Source organism: Methylobacterium sp. J-059 (assembly GCF_022829485.1).
Classification (GTDB): Bacteria; Pseudomonadota; Alphaproteobacteria; order Rhizobiales; family Beijerinckiaceae; genus Methylobacterium.
Window position 1 is genome coordinate 45,494 of the sequence record NZ_JAKSYA010000098.1, and the last position, 13,907, is coordinate 59,400.

The window sequence follows — 13,907 nt, forward strand, 5'->3', positions numbered from 1 at the left end:
GCCATGCCACGCGCCCTGCGCCGCCACCGCATCGTCGCCGGCACGCCGTTCGAAAGGGCGAGCGGTTATCGGCTGACGCGCACACGGAGCGCCCCTAGGCGCCGATGCGGCTGCGCGCCACGGCCCGTGCTCTCGACCCCGTCCGCGGCGTCGGTCGTCGAAGCGGTAGCTGGCGTCATGCCCACGATGCCGGACGGTCCGCACGTCCGCACCCACGTGACGATGCCGCTTCCAGAGGCGTCCCGCTTTTGGGATAGGTCGGACCGTGCACGTCGCATTCGCGACCGTCCGGATGGATCGCTCGGCGATCCGGCGCCCGGATGGCGCAGCGCGTGCCTGGGACGGGGGACGACGATGGACGAACTCAACGGCCGGGTTCTCGGGCTGCAGATCCTGCTCACCGGCGTCATCGCCCGGATGGCGAGCGAGAACCGCTACCCGGTCGGCTTCCTCTCGGATTTTCGCGACGAGATCCGCGCCGTGGTGAGCGGCATCCGGATCACCGGGGCGGAGGACGAGGGCCACGTGCGAGCGACCGCGCTCCACGCGATCGACGAGCTGTTCTCGCTGATGAAGCCGCCGAGCCAGGATTGAACGGGTCCTGCGATCCGGAATCACCGGCGCAGGCAGGACGGACCGCGCCGCGTCGACGCCCGCCGGACGCGGCGGCGCCCGCGATGGGCGCGCTTTAATCCGAGCCGCGACGCGATCGGTGTGAATTGTGTCTCCCCAGCAACACGCGGGGCGGGACGAAAAGGTCTTAGCGATGCCTTGGACCTATTCCAATTCAGAAATCGGACCCAACGGCCTGCCGGGAATAGTCATTCCGGGGAACTCGTCGGCATCCCATCCGTCAACCTGGAATAGTTCCGATCTCCGATCGGGCCGATGATCGTCGTTCGGCCTCGGAAATCAGCCATAGTTTGGTTCTGTTCCAACATTCGTTCGTTGACGGAAGATCTTTCCCGAGCCCTTTGAGGCCATCGCATCGCCCGACGACTGGCGCTGCGGGTGCCGGGGGGTCGGAAGATCGTGCAGAGCTCATCTCGTATTCCAAAGTCGCTGCGTCCTGCTGCCGATGGGCGTTACGCGACGCTCAAGGAGCAGAAGGGCGTCATCGGCGTCGCCTGCGCCGTCGCGGTCGGCTCGGTCGGCAGCGCCGAGGCGCAGCAGGGGCCTGCATCCGCCCTGCCGCCCCTGAACATCGACGCCCCGATCACGCGGCAGCGCCCGCCCGCTCCGAAGCCCGGCCCGACCCAGGTCAAGGCACGCACGGCCCTGCGCCGTGCGGTGCGGGCCCGTCGTGTGGCGGCACCTCCGGTCGCGGCGCCCGCAATCGGCGCCGCCGCGACCGGCGCCGGCCTGCCGATCCTGGCCCGGGGCGACATCAGCGGCAATCCGTATGCGGACCCGGCCGCGCCCTACAAGGCCGACCGCCTGTCCTCGAACCGCTTCACGCAGCCGATCCTCGACACGCCGAAGTCGATCACCGTCGTCACGCGGGAGGTGATCGACGACAAGAACGCGACCAGCTTCCGCGACATCCTGCGGACCACCGCCGGCGTGACGCTCGGTTCCGGCGAGGGCGGCAACGCCTTCGGCGACCGCTTCTTCATCCGCGGCTTCGATGCGCGCAACGACGTGTTCATCGACGGCATCCGCGACCCGTCGGTCAGCGTGCGCGAGAACTTCTTCACCGAGCAGGTCGAGATCCTGCGCGGCCCGGCCTCGTCCTTCGCCGGCCGCGGCACGGCGGGCGGCGCGGTGAACGTCGTCACCAAGCAGGCCACCACGGCAGGGGACTTCTACAACACCGAAAGCCAGGTCGGCAGCGACAGCCGCGGCCGCGTCACGCTCGACTTCAACCAGGTGATCAGCCCGGCGCTCGCGGTCCGCATCGGAGGCCTGTACCAGGAATCCGGCGTCGCCGGGCGCCGGTTCGTGACCGACGACCGCGACGGCGCGGCGCTCGCCGTGACGCTGAAGCCGGCCGACGACTGGAAGTTCACCGCCAACTACGTCCACACCGACCTGAACGGGCTGCCCGATTTCGGCGTGCCCTTCAACGCCCTGTCGCGGCGGCCCTTCACCGAAAGCATCGTGCCGCGCGACACCTATTACGGGTTGATCAACCGCGATTTCCAGCACGTCCAGCAGGATACCGGGACGCTGACCGCGGAATGGTCGCCGACCGAATGGGTCACGCTCAGCAACCGGTTCCGGGCCGCGCACTCGGTGCTCGACTACGTCGGCACGCTGCCGGAGGCCCCGGTGATCCCGGCCAACCGCAACCTCTACGGCACGACGCTCAGCCTCAACCCGCAGAGCCGCTACCAGACGGTCGACGTCACGGCCGACATCTCCGACGCGACCTTCCGCTTCGACACCGGCCCGATCAAGCACACCCTGGTCCTCGGCACCGAGTTCAGCCGCGAGGAGGTGAGCCGCCAGGGCTATACAGGCCTGACCTCGGAATTGTTCTCGGGCAACTTCAGCGGCAACGGGACGCTTCGAGGCATCAACATCCTCATCCCGCCCAACACGCTGCCGTTCTCGACCCGGCCGACCAAGGCCGGCAACCCGACGGTCATCCCGGTCGACACGAAGGCCGGATACCTGATCGAGACGATGAACTTCAGCGATCTCGTGCTGCTCAACGGCGGGGTGCGCTTCGACGACTACGCGATCACCTCGTCGAACGACACCAGCTCGGTGTCGGCCCATTCCGGAAACCTGAACTACAACATCGGGCTGACCCTGAAGCCGACCTCGACCGTGAGCGTCTACGCCGCGCACGCGACCTCGTCGAACCCGGTCGGCGCGGAGCTCGACGCGTCGAGCTCCCTCTACGGCGGCCTCAATCCCGCCTTCGCCGGCAACCAGATCCTGGCGCCGGAGCAGAACACGGCCGACGAGATCGGGGTCAAGTCCGAGCTGTTCGACCGCCGCCTGCTCGCCACCGCGGCCCTGTTCAACACCGTCAAGGACAATGCGCGCGAGACGATCGGCAGCGGCACCAACGCGGTGATCTCGGCGACCGGCGCGTACCGGGTGCGCGGCCTCGACCTCGAGCTGGCCGGCAGGGTCAGCGACCGGCTCAGCCTGTTCGGCGGCTACGTCATCATGGACACGCGGGTGACGCAGTCCGCGATCCCGCAGAACGTCGGCAGCCGGCTGGCCAACATCGCCAACCGCTCCTTCAGCATGCTGGCGAAGTACCAGCTGTCCCCGATGTTCGAGGTCGGCGCGCAGGTGGTCAACAACTCGCGGGTGGCCGGCGGCACGCTGGCGGCCAACGCCAACGTCCTGCCCTCGTACTGGCGCTTCGACGCCTTCCTCGAGGCGAAGGTGAACGAGAACCTGACGGTGAAGCTCTACGGCGCCAACCTCACGGACCGGCGCATCTACGACGCGCTGTACCAGAGCAACGTGCCGTTCACGCAGCTTCAGCCCGGCCGCACCATCTCGCTGATCGCGCAGACGCGGTTCTGAGCGATGCTGGTCTGCATTCCCGAGGTGCTGAGCAAGGCCGAGGTCGCGGAGTTCCGCGCGATCATGGACGCGGCGGAGTGGGAGGACGGCCGGTCCACGGCCGGCTCGCAGTCCGCCCTGGTCAAGCGCAACGAGCAGCTGCCGCCCAACGGCGCGGTCGCGCGGCGCCTCGGCGAGCGCATCGTCGGCGCGCTCCTGGCCAACCCGCTCTTCGTCTCGGCCGCGATTCCGCTGCACATCTTCCCGCCGCTGTTCAACCGCTACGGCGAGGGGCACCATTTCGGCGTGCACGTCGACAACGCCGTGCGCGGCGACCCGATGACGGGCCTGCGCATCCGCACCGATCTCTCGGTCACGCTCTTCCTCGCCGAGCCTGACACCTACGACGGCGGCGAGCTCATCGCGGAGGATTACTACGGCTCGCAGGAGGTGAAGCTGCCGGCGGGCGACCTCGTGCTCTACCCGGCATCGAGCCTCCACATGGTCACGCCGGTGACGCGGGGCACGCGGGTCGCCTCGTTCTTCTGGCTGCAGAGCATGATCCGCAGCCCGCAGGCGCGCAGCCTGATCTACGACCTCGACACCTCCATTCAGGGGCTCGTCGGGGAGCTGGGCCGCGACCACGCCGAGGTGGTGCGGCTCACGGGCATCTACCACAACCTGATCCGGACCTGGGCCGAGACATGACCGATCATCGACCCCGCCGGCGATCCGCGATCCGCGCGATCGCCCTCGCCCCCCTGCTCTGGCTGGCGCCGGCGCAGGCGCAGCAGACGGGCGCCGTCCCGCCGCCGGCGATCGCCGCGCCGGCCGCACCCGCGCCGGCGAAGCCCGCGCGGCCGACCGAGGTCGAGGTCGGCGGCCCTGCCCGTGCGCCGCTGGCTGCCGAAGCGCCGCCGGCGCCGGAGCCGGGCCCGCGAAGGGCGATTTCCGCCTCGGCCCCCGGCGGCCACGAGCTGTCGCCGTGGTCGATGTTCCTGAACGCCGACATCCTGGTGAAGGTGGTGATGAGCGGGCTGGCGCTCGCCTCGGTCGTCACCTGGACGATCCTCGTGGCGAAGACGATCGAGCTCGGCCTCGCCCGCCGAAGCCTCTTGCGGGCGCTCGGCCGCGTCGCCGAGACCGGGTCGCTGGCCGAGGCCGAGCGGGCGCTCGGCGGGGGCGGCACGATCCTCGACCGCCTCGTCGGCACGGTCGCGAACGAGGTGCGGATCTCCAAGGGCCATGCGGAGGGCATCAAGGAGCGGGCGGTCTCGCGCTGCTCCGAGCTGGTGAAGGCGGAAGGCCGCCTCGCCCGCCGCGGCATGGGCGCGCTCGCCACGATCGGCGCGATCTCGCCCTTCGTCGGCCTGTTCGGCACCGTCTGGGGCATCATGAACAGCTTCATCGGGATCTCGCGGGCGCAGACCACGAACCTCGCGGTGGTCGCGCCCGGCATCGCGGAGGCGCTGCTGGCCACCGCCATCGGCCTCGCCGCCGCGATCCCTGCGGTGATCATCTACAACCACTTCGCCCGGGCGACCCGGAGCTACGGCGACCTGGTCCAGCGCGGCTCCGGCACGGCGATGCGGCTGCTGTCGCGCGAACTCGAGCGCGGCGAGGTCGGGCGCCATGCGCCGCTGGCGCAGGCGGCCGAGTGAGCGGGGGGCCCTGAACCATGGCGATCTCACTCGGTGGCGACGAGGACGGCGACGAGTTCGGCGAGGCGCACGAGATCAACGTGACGCCGTTCATCGACGTGATGCTCGTGCTGCTGATCATCTTCATGATCGCGGCACCGCTCTCGACGGTCGACCTGCCGATCGACCTCCCCTCCTCCAGCGCGGTTCCGCAGAAGCGACCGGACAAGCCGACCTACGTGACGATCAAGGCCGACCTCGCGGTCGCGATCGGCGAGACGCCGGTGCGGCGCGTGGACCTCGCGCAGGCCCTCGACGCGCAGGCCGATCCGAGCCGGGAACGGCGCATCTTCCTGCGCGCGGACCGCGCGGTCCCCTACGGCGAGATGATGGACGTCCTCGAGATTCTCCGCGCCGGCGGCTACCTCAAGGTCGCGCTCGTCGCGCTCGAAGGTCCGCCCGCGGATGCGTCGGGGTCGGGGCCGGCGCCACGGGCGCCATGAGGGGCAGGATCGGCAGAGCACACGCCCTCGGGGCTTCCGGCACGGCGCGCCTCGGCTGGCCGCTCTGGTTGGCCGCGGGCGCGTTCGTGCTCGCGCTGCATGCCGGCGGCGGCCTGCTCGCGCTCGGCTCCGCGGAGCCAGACGAGGCCGACGACCTCGGCGCCGCCGCCTTGGAGGTCGGCCTGGAGATGACGGCGCCGCGGCGCGAGCCCTCGGACCTGCCGCCCGGGCCGGAAGCCGACGACGCGGCCGCCTCGCCGGCCGTCGTCCAGCAGAAGGCCGTCGACGACCCGACCGAGCTGCCGAAGGCCGTGCCGACCGAGACGGAGGATTCCGACCGGATCGTCTCGCCGGAGGCGACCCTCAAGCCGCAGGAGGACGAGAGCAAGGTCAAGGTCGCCGAGACCCGCCCGTCGGCGGAGTCGGTCGCGTCCGAGGCCGCCGCCGCGCCGACCTCCGAGACGGTCAAGGAGGCTGCGATCGCGACCGCGCCCGTCCTCGGCACCGGCGAGAGCGCCCGCCGCGTCCGCACCACGTGGCAGAAGCAGCTCATGGCCCATCTCGACCGGCACAAGCGCTACCCGGGCGGCGCCACGCATCCGACCGGCGAGGTGCTCGTGAGCTTCCTCCTCGACCGCGTCGGCCACGTGGTCTCGGCGACGGTGCTGAAGGGGTCCGGCGACGGCGCGCTCGATCAGGCCGCCCTGACGATGATGCACCGATCCGATCCGGTTCCGCCGCCACCGCCGCTCGTCGCGGACGAGGGGCTGACCTTCACGATCCCGGTGGTGTTTCGCGCCAAGCCGAAGGGCAAGTGAGACGGCCGCGCCCCGTGCCGACGACACCGGAGATCGCGCGGCCCGATCCCAGCGCGCAGGGGTGCTGAAACGCAAAAATCCCGCCCCGGGTCTCCGGGTACGGGATGCGAACCTAAACGCTGTTCGATCTTAACGGCTGTTTAGGATTGGTGCCCAGGAAAGGACTCGCCAAATCGGGGCCGAGACTCAATGAACTCAATGACTTAGCGATCGACCGTTGCCCAAATGTACCCCGGTACTGTACCCCGGATCAAGCGGTGAAAAAAGCCGATACGGACGAAGCTGGTTTCGATGTCACCACGATCATCAAGATTTATCATCTGTATTCGGATATACTACTAGAACACACCAATTCTGCGAAGTTTATTTAATAAAGAAGCCATATTTCTCAAGCTCTTGAGATCCTGCGATGTGAGCGGGTCTGGATTAAAGTGCATAACGTCATTTCTAACGGCGTTGATTTCGGTCAGGTCTGCTGTGAATGTTTCTTTGTTGAGGCCAAGACATAATTTCGTAAAACAGGCGGTGTTTTCGAAAATTCTGACGTAATTTCCAAAAGTCAGGTCCGCAGCAGTTTCAAAACTCTCTGGCAAATGTTCTACGGCGCAAGCCCCTCGAATATCCGCAACTGTAAGTTTTTTATCGATTATAATACGTATGTTCTTCTCAATTTCTGCGATCAAGAGGAATGGGGTACTGATCTCCTCAAACTGTAAGGCAATATCTGTCGCTGTAACTATGCCCGTTATTCTTCGATCCGGAGCCCTTATCAGAACATAATTATGTTCGACAATTGTATTGATAGCAGCAAAAAGTGATGCGGATGCAGGTATTTCCTGCGGACTTTCCATGTAACTCTGAACGTCTGGGCCAGACATGTTCATTGAGGTTCTTAATCCAATCGACTCCCAGCTGATCACTCCTTTGACGTCACGCTCATTTGTCATGACCGGAAGCTGAGAAAAGTTTCTTGAGAGCATAAGCGTTGTAGCCTCGCTTAAGGTTGCATTCGGCGCGACTTTTACAGGAACGTTATTCGCCGACGAGATTTCCCCGATGGTGTATGATGGATCAACGGCTGGCGCGTCGGATGCCAAAACCTGCTCTTCAGCTGGTATTCCCGGTGACGGCACAACCTCAACGATTTCGAGCTCGGATTCATCTTCTTGATGGTCAGCAATAAGCTCAAACGTTATAGGCGTCTCGACCCAGACGCCCTGATAATCAGGTATAGTTCTAATCCCAACCATAGCTAGCTGGTCATTTATGTATCGGACATTATTCTCTGTTCGTCGCTGCGCCCCAAACCACCAAAGAAAATTTCTGATTGTCACCGGTTTTGCGGTCCTACCTTCCGTAAGATCAGCATAAACGCTGTTTAGTTCTTCGATGTCTGATAGCGCCTCTTCCGTCACGATTAACATCCTATCGAAATTTAGCGATCAATCTACTGGCAAGCATGATGGAGGCGCCCCATCGAATCAGTAAAGAGGTAGCCTAAGGTTTTCTGCACACAACTTGAGAGTGTTGCTAGAATGCATCGTTGGAGCGCGCGTTTGACGAGATTTCTACGATAGAATACGTGAGACATACTGAAATATATCTGTGAGTTATATTTTGGTTTTCAATAATCTTTTTCTATAAATTGCCATTTCTATCGAACGAGCATAATAGGTACGGTCAAACGTAGCGAGCTATGACAAGCGATTGGGACGATAGGTTGACAGAACGCCAAATCTGTAGTACAGATGGACTACCATATCACATTTTTATCCGGCCGAACCTGCTATCACTCGATAAGCGGGTTTTCGACGTATTTCTCTAGGGTATTCCCAAACATGGAACCGTTTAACATCAGGCTGCCTTCAGCGCTGATAGATGCACTACGCGCTCAGGCTGAAGCACATAACCTACCGCTCGCCGCGCATATCCGTTCTCAGCTTATCGCCACGGTGACAAAGCCGCACAACGTTCTCCGGGAGGTGTCCCGATGACACGCAGGAACATGAACGCCATGTCACCGCCGGTCGAAGTACGCCTGCTCATGCCAGCAGAACAATACGAGGATCTGAAAGCTATATCCAAGGTGAAGGGTCTTGCCGCATCGCAGTTCGCCCGGAGCGTCATCCTCGAATACCTCAATCGCCTTTACGTTAAGTCGTCCGCCAAGGATCAAGCTCAGTGACCAACCCTGACATCGCCGCCCTTAAGCGAGAGCTCGCGGAGGCTAAGGCCGAACTCGCCGCCTCCCGACGCTCAGAAGCCGTCCGATCCGCCGTTGCGAAGCGCTCTTTTGCCGACCCGGCCGCCGTCGAAGCCATGGTCGTGCCGCGTATCACCACGAACGAAAACGGTCAGATTGTAGCCGTGGACGAACACGGATCTTACCGTATTGGCAAGGCTGATGGGGCCTACATGAGCGTCAATGAAGTTTTAGACGAAATCGAGCGAACCGATCCCGATGTACACATGGCTGAAACCAGAAACGTGAGACTGGTTAATCCGTTTCTGGCGAAAACTCAAAATCTATCTGACGCGATGATCCTGTTCCGTGAGAACCCGGAACTTGCCCGTGAATACGCCCTAAAGGCTGGAATTAATTTGGAAATCCGATGAACAACTTCGCTCCCAACCTTAGCCGTGGCTGGAAGGAACGCCGCGCCAAGGCCGACCGCACCGACTACGATGCAGATGGGCGTGTCGAGGCCCGTGCCGCCCGTGCTTCGCTCTACGCCTCCAACGAAGCTGCCAGCCGTGCCGCCGTTGCCGCTGCCGAGGCCGCCCGTGCGTCCGCAAGATGTAGCTGCCCGGCCTGCGGTGAGGGCTTGGTCGCCGTCGATTTCGCCGGCAGGATCGTCACTGCCCTGGAAAAGCTGCCTGCCAACGTTGTGATCGATCCCGCTGTCGTTCAGGCCTTGCTCGCCGCCGTCGAGACGCCTGTCGCCGCCGATCCCGTCCATGGCGTATCTTCCCCGGTTCCGGTGCCGCACGCGCCGAAGCACCGCAGGAAGCCGACTCCCGCCGAGATTTACGCCGCTGGTGATGATGGCGTGGTTGAGGACGACTAGGTGTTAGCGCGGGTGATCGAAGCAATGCCATGGTGGTCGGTGTTCGGTTAGCGAGGCCGCCGATCAGCTTCAGCCTCACAATCTCATGGCAAAAAAAGACTCTTTACCAGTAATACGGGGTAGGACGATACATCGCCACGACCTCATCGAATTACATGATCACATCTAGGATCTGTGATCCAACGATGATCCGTTACGGCTCGGGATAGCGTAACAATCAGCCGGCTCGATCCTCACTACAACCCAAAAAGCCTAATTGTATTTCCCTTACAATCGTTTAGGCAAAAGAAAAGCCCCCAATCCTCATGGACGGGAGCTTGCGTCGGTCGGATGCTGCCTAGGAGGGTGCCGGCCGACGCCCTCTACTTCAGATGGTCCCCCGGTGATCCCGGTTCAAGCCGCCCGCTTCAAAATGCGGGATACTTGCATCGCCGCCCAGGTGCCGCCGCGCGCCGTTTGGACGTTCCTAGCGTTCAACTCAGCCGCGATGTTCTCCAACGACGTGATGCCCTGGCGCCGGATGGCCTCGATCACCGGGATAACGTTGGACGCGAACTGATCCGCACCCACCTTGTTCGAGGCCGCGCCCTTGGCGGAGGCATCCGACAGGTTCGTCCGGTTTCCTAGCAGGGCACCTTGGGCTTTCTTCGCCTGAAGCGCTGCCTTGGTGCGGGCCGAGATCATTGCCCGTTCCTTTTCGGCCAATGCCGCATAGACGTGCAACATGAACGGATCGGCGTCGGGGCCTAGCTCAGTGACGATGAACGGCACGCGTTGAGCCATGAGGCCGGCGACGAAGGCCACGTCGCGCGACAGTCGGTCCAGCTTGGACACCACGACTGCACACTTCAGCTTGCGGGCTTGAGCGAGGGCAGCGGCGAGTTGCGGGCGACGGTCCAGTGCGTCCGCGCCCTTGGCCGTCTCTACCTCCTGAAACTCGCGGACAATCTCATAGCCGTTGGCCGTGGCGAACGCCTCGATGGCCGAACGCTGAGCTTCAAGCCCCAAGCCGCTTTTGCCCTGACGGTCCGTCGAGACCCGTACGTAGGCGATGAGCGGGCGAAGGGTGTTGCTGGTGCTGCTCATGACGACTCGGACGCTCACGACCGCTCCTGATAACAAGATCATACGTGCGTTTGGAGTTGTTAGGCAAGCGCTGTTTTGCCTGTCTGGAAGGTTTCTTCCAAGCATCCCAGCGCATTGCGACGCGAAATCGATGCACCCCCATGTCGGACTGAGATCAAAACCCACGTCCGGGCAAGATGCGTGCCAGAATTTATAGGGCGACGTTTTTTGTGAGTAGTAGGGGATGGGGTGAGACGACCAACATATACTCTATTCAAAAATCCGCTCGCCTTTACCGCTTAGAACCTTTCGCCTTTTTCCAAATCAATCCCGGGTGTATCAAAGATTCATCTCGGATTTACTTTACTATAGAACCATGACCGAGAACCTAGAACTCAAGATCGGCCTCGATGTACAGGCTACGGGCGAGGAAGTCGTCAGCCAACTCACGGCGTCGATTTCCAAGCTCGAAACAAAGCTCAAATCAATCACCGCGCTCGCTCGACAGGCCGCCAGCGGAGCCGTGTCATCGTCCAATTCTGGCAAAGGAAGCTCCACCGGCTCCACGTCGTCACGGCCGGACCGTGATGCAGCCGCCGTCGCCCGTGCGATCAAGGCCGAAGCCCGAGAGAAGGAACGCGCGTTACGCCAGCGCTTCGCGTTTCAGGAGCGGATGCGCACCCAACGCCGCAGGGAAGAGTCGCAAGTCGTCGCCGCCATTGGCCGGGAACAACGCGCCAAAGAGTCCGCGCTTCGTCGTCAGTTCGATGTCGTCGGCCGCCTCGCACGCCAGAGAGCCAAGGAAGAGGCTCAGGCTGCCCGCGATGTAGAGCGCAACCGATCCAACCGGGAGAAAGCCTTCACCAAGGAGCAAGCCTTCATCGCCCGGATGGCTCGACAACGCGCTTCCGAGGAACGCGCTACCAGCCGTGATGCCGCCCGCTCGATCCGTGAGAACGCACGAGTCCAGGCCTCCGAAGACCGTCGACACGACCGGGAGCGCCAAGACAGAGAGGCATCCCGGAGCCGTGGCCTTGGCAACATCCGCCAGGGTGCTGGTGATGTACGCGAGGGTGTCGGCCGGGCCGTTCGCGGTGCTGGCGCGATGTCTGCCGTGGCAACAGCCGGAGCCGGTCTTGCCATTCGTCGCGGCATCAGCACCCGTATGGAGACGGACACGGCCGAAACCAATCTGCGCATCTTTTCGGGACAAAGCCGGGAATCAATCAAAGCGGCCCGTAGCGGTTGGCTCGATAATGAGTCGATCAAAAACGGCCTGTCCGTCGCTAGCGGGATCGAAGCGTACGGTGAGGTCTTGAAGGCCGGTCTGAAGGGGCCTGTCGAGAACACGAAAAGCATCATGGCCGCCACGTCGGCCTTGGAACTCGATCTCAAGCAAACGACGAAGCTCGCAGGTCTGATCGACAGAAACTACGGCGCATCGTCCACACCCGCCAAGCTCAAGTCTGCGCTGAACGCCATCGCAGTGGCCGCACGGGAAGACCCGACGCAAGCGCCTGAGATCGTGGAAGGGATGAAGCGTGGGTTTGGTGTGTTGTCGATGGGTAACATGTCACCCGAAGACTTGGCCGCCTTCGTCTCCGGCGGCCAATCCGTTGGTATCCAACCCGGCAAGGCTGGAACGTTCATCGCGACACTCGGTAAACAACTCTCTTCCGGTTCAAACAAATTCTTGGGAAAGAAAGAAACACAAGAACTCAACTTCGCTGCATCAAAGCTCGGCTTCGGCAATGCGAAGAGCATGGCTAAAGAGTTTCAGTTCGACAGTACCGGCACAATCTTTCGTGTGCTGGAAGGCTTGAAGGCCGCCGACGCTCAGACCCGCACAACGATTGCCGGCGCCCTGTCGGGAAATCAATGGTCCGACGAAGACTTGCAAATCGTGAATGGTCTCGATGGTCTCAAATCGACCTACAGCGCCATTCACGACAAGAAGAATGCCAACTTCCTAGACGAAGCTTCAGCACAGAAGAACGCTTCACTTCAGGGAGAGTGGAACTCAACGCAATCAATCTTCGGTCGTTTTTGGTCTGCCTTCGGTGGGGGCTTCGAGGATATCCTGGATAGTATCAATGACTACTTCCTTCGCCTAAACTCTAAGTTCGATTACGACAAGATCACGTCCTATGTCACTTCGTTCATGGATGGGATAGAGGATGCGCTGGGCGTCAAGACTTGGAAAGAATTGCTGCAAAACATCTTTGGCGGCGATCTAGGCAATCTTGGTCCGAAAATCAGAGACTTTGCCAAAGGTTTGACCGAGGGCGTCTCAGCAATCGCCGGTGCGATCCGTTCTGTCGCCACGGTCTTCTCGGTTCTAACGCATCGGCGGCAGAGCTTGGCAAATGGGCTGGATCGTTCATTGCGCTCTCGGCGGCCCTCATCGTCTGTGGCCCTGCGATCTCCATCATCACAGGGATTGGCGTGGCTCTGGCCGGTCTCGCCACAGCCGCGCTTGGTGCGTGGAGGATCATGAAGGCTGCCGGCCTCGTTGGTGCCGTTGGCGCTGGTGCTGCTCCCGTCGCCCCTGGTACGGCTGGTGCTGCCGCTCTCGGATCGGGTGCCTTTGCTCTCGCCGGCCGGCTTATGGGCGTCGGCTTCCTTGCTGAAATTGCGCAGAAGTTCGGCATTCTCAAAGGTTCGGACGCTTCCAATGGCATCGGACGGGGAGTTCTGGAATTCCTCGATCCTGGCCTTGCTGACAGGGTGTACGGTCCGAAAAAGGAAGCTACCGACGACAAGGCGTCCGACGACAAACCGCGTGCTTGGGTTGATCCCCCCTCGCGTACCGACAAGCTGAAGGACAGCATCGACCAAAACACCAAGGCCCTGCGAGACCAACAAGACAAGCTAGCACGCGATCTGATCAAGAAAACTTCGCTCGACGGTAACGGAACGTATTCGCTGTCGGCAATGAAGGGCGAAGTTCAGGCGTCCGGCTGGAATTCCTGGCTCAAGCGAAACGGACACGCGGGCTACGATGCCGACGATCCGCAAAACCCGGCCAATACCGGCTCGCAGATCAATCGAGGCCTGCGGGGACATATTCGATCGCTTCGTGGCGAAGTCGGCGCTGGTGGCGGCTCTGCTAACTCAAACCCGCAGAACAGCGTCGCGTCGGCGGCCATGCTTGACGCCATCGCCGGCACTGAGTCCGGGAAGGCCGGGTACGATGCGGTTCTAGTGGTACGAGTCTAACACTTGGTGCCCGCGCTTTGCGGCCTGGATGATGCGATCCGGGTCGGCGGTCCAGACGAACGGCTTCGGATTGCCGTTGCTCTCGGCGATGAAGCGTTTGATGGCGGCCTGTACCTCGATCAG

The 13,907-nt window shown here is 62.6% G+C and carries 13 protein-coding genes and 1 pseudogene; 11 read left to right on the forward strand and 3 right to left on the reverse strand.

From position 1 onward, the window contains the following. The first annotated feature begins 354 nt into the window (after positions 1–354). From MKK55_RS11260 to MKK55_RS11285, 6 genes are all read left to right on the forward strand, one after another. Positions 355–594 (forward strand): hypothetical protein, encoded by a 240-nt coding sequence (locus MKK55_RS11260; protein ID WP_147727275.1) that lies wholly within the window; start codon positions 355–357, stop codon positions 592–594. 438 nt (positions 595–1,032) lie between these two features. After that, complete coding sequence (locus tag MKK55_RS11265) at positions 1,033–3,492, forward strand: TonB-dependent receptor (protein ID WP_243934738.1); 2,460 nt, start codon at positions 1,033–1,035, stop codon at positions 3,490–3,492. Between the two features lie 3 nt (positions 3,493–3,495). After that, the gene (locus MKK55_RS11270) at positions 3,496–4,179 is read left to right on the forward strand and encodes a Fe2+-dependent dioxygenase (protein WP_147841747.1); all 684 of its coding nucleotides are present in this window, start codon (positions 3,496–3,498) and stop codon (positions 4,177–4,179) included. Beyond that, positions 4,176–5,132 (forward strand): tonB-system energizer ExbB, encoded by a 957-nt coding sequence (gene exbB / locus MKK55_RS11275; RefSeq protein WP_243934739.1) that lies wholly within the window; start codon positions 4,176–4,178, stop codon positions 5,130–5,132. Before MKK55_RS11270 ends, exbB begins: the two co-directional genes overlap by 4 nt. A gap of 17 nt (positions 5,133–5,149) precedes the next feature. Next, positions 5,150–5,614, forward strand: a complete 465-nt coding sequence (gene exbD / locus MKK55_RS11280) for a TonB system transport protein ExbD (protein WP_243934740.1) — start codon at positions 5,150–5,152, stop codon at positions 5,612–5,614. Next, positions 5,611–6,432, forward strand: coding sequence for an energy transducer TonB (locus tag MKK55_RS11285; protein ID WP_243934741.1), 822 nt, complete (start codon positions 5,611–5,613; stop codon positions 6,430–6,432). The genes exbD and MKK55_RS11285 overlap by 4 nt, the downstream gene beginning before the upstream one ends. A 338-nt stretch (positions 6,433–6,770) precedes the next feature. Here MKK55_RS11285 and MKK55_RS11290 read toward each other — a convergent pair whose 3' ends face one another. Next, a complete protein-coding gene (locus tag MKK55_RS11290) occupies positions 6,771–7,847 on the reverse strand; it encodes a CBS domain-containing protein (RefSeq protein ID WP_243934742.1) in 1,077 nt (358 codons plus the stop codon). 575 nt (positions 7,848–8,422) lie between these two features. Between MKK55_RS11290 and MKK55_RS11295 the strand changes: the two genes are divergently transcribed. Genes MKK55_RS11295 through MKK55_RS11305 form a run of 3 tightly spaced genes read left to right on the forward strand, consistent with a single transcriptional unit; the run spans position 8,423 to position 9,500 of the window. Further along, positions 8,423–8,617: a hypothetical protein gene (locus tag MKK55_RS11295; protein ID WP_243934743.1), complete on the forward strand. Its 195-nt coding sequence runs from the start codon at positions 8,423–8,425 to the stop codon at positions 8,615–8,617. Beyond that, on the forward strand, positions 8,614–9,048 hold the full coding sequence (locus MKK55_RS11300; protein WP_243934745.1) for a hypothetical protein: 435 nt from the start codon (positions 8,614–8,616) through the stop codon (positions 9,046–9,048). The genes MKK55_RS11295 and MKK55_RS11300 overlap by 4 nt, the downstream gene beginning before the upstream one ends. After that, a complete protein-coding gene (locus MKK55_RS11305) occupies positions 9,045–9,500 on the forward strand; it encodes a hypothetical protein (protein WP_243934746.1) in 456 nt (151 codons plus the stop codon). The genes MKK55_RS11300 and MKK55_RS11305 overlap by 4 nt, the downstream gene beginning before the upstream one ends. Before the next feature lie 393 nt (positions 9,501–9,893). Here the strand turns inward: MKK55_RS11305 and MKK55_RS11310 are convergent, their stop codons facing one another. Further along, the gene (locus MKK55_RS11310) at positions 9,894–10,586 is read right to left on the reverse strand and encodes a recombinase family protein (RefSeq protein WP_243934748.1); all 693 of its coding nucleotides are present in this window, start codon (positions 10,584–10,586) and stop codon (positions 9,894–9,896) included. A 355-nt stretch (positions 10,587–10,941) separates the two neighbouring features. Between MKK55_RS11310 and MKK55_RS11315 the strand changes: the two genes are divergently transcribed. Both MKK55_RS11315 and MKK55_RS11320 read left to right on the forward strand, forming a co-directional pair. After that, a complete protein-coding gene (locus MKK55_RS11315; RefSeq protein WP_243934750.1) occupies positions 10,942–13,062 on the forward strand; it encodes a phage tail tape measure protein in 2,121 nt (706 codons plus the stop codon). Beyond that, the gene (locus MKK55_RS11320) at positions 13,059–13,784 is read left to right on the forward strand and encodes a hypothetical protein (RefSeq protein WP_243934752.1); all 726 of its coding nucleotides are present in this window, start codon (positions 13,059–13,061) and stop codon (positions 13,782–13,784) included. Before MKK55_RS11315 ends, MKK55_RS11320 begins: the two co-directional genes overlap by 4 nt. Here the strand turns inward: MKK55_RS11320 and MKK55_RS11325 are convergent. Continuing rightward, positions 13,767–13,907 (reverse strand): annotated as a pseudogene (locus MKK55_RS11325) (IS630 family transposase); the annotation flags it as partial. The gene MKK55_RS11320 and the pseudogene MKK55_RS11325 overlap by 18 nt on opposite strands.

Bases quoted from the DNA above. Each gene is read 5' to 3' on its own strand.
- MKK55_RS11260 (WP_147727275.1), top strand. From the start codon at position 355: ATGGACGAACTCAACGGCCGGGTTCTCGGGCTGCAGATCCTGCTCACC.
- MKK55_RS11270 (WP_147841747.1), top strand. From the start codon at position 3,496: ATGCTGGTCTGCATTCCCGAGGTGCTGAGCAAGGCCGAGGTCGCGGAG.
- exbB (WP_243934739.1), top strand. From the start codon at position 4,176: ATGACCGATCATCGACCCCGCCGGCGATCCGCGATCCGCGCGATCGCC.
- exbD (WP_243934740.1), top strand. From the start codon at position 5,150: ATGGCGATCTCACTCGGTGGCGACGAGGACGGCGACGAGTTCGGCGAG.
- MKK55_RS11285 (WP_243934741.1), top strand. From the start codon at position 5,611: ATGAGGGGCAGGATCGGCAGAGCACACGCCCTCGGGGCTTCCGGCACG.
- MKK55_RS11295 (WP_243934743.1), top strand. From the start codon at position 8,423: ATGACACGCAGGAACATGAACGCCATGTCACCGCCGGTCGAAGTACGC.
- MKK55_RS11305 (WP_243934746.1), top strand. From the start codon at position 9,045: ATGAACAACTTCGCTCCCAACCTTAGCCGTGGCTGGAAGGAACGCCGC.
- MKK55_RS11310 (WP_243934748.1), bottom strand. From the start codon at position 10,586: ATGAGCAGCACCAGCAACACCCTTCGCCCGCTCATCGCCTACGTACGG.
- MKK55_RS11315 (WP_243934750.1), top strand. From the start codon at position 10,942: ATGACCGAGAACCTAGAACTCAAGATCGGCCTCGATGTACAGGCTACG.
- MKK55_RS11320 (WP_243934752.1), top strand. From the start codon at position 13,059: ATGAAGGCTGCCGGCCTCGTTGGTGCCGTTGGCGCTGGTGCTGCTCCC.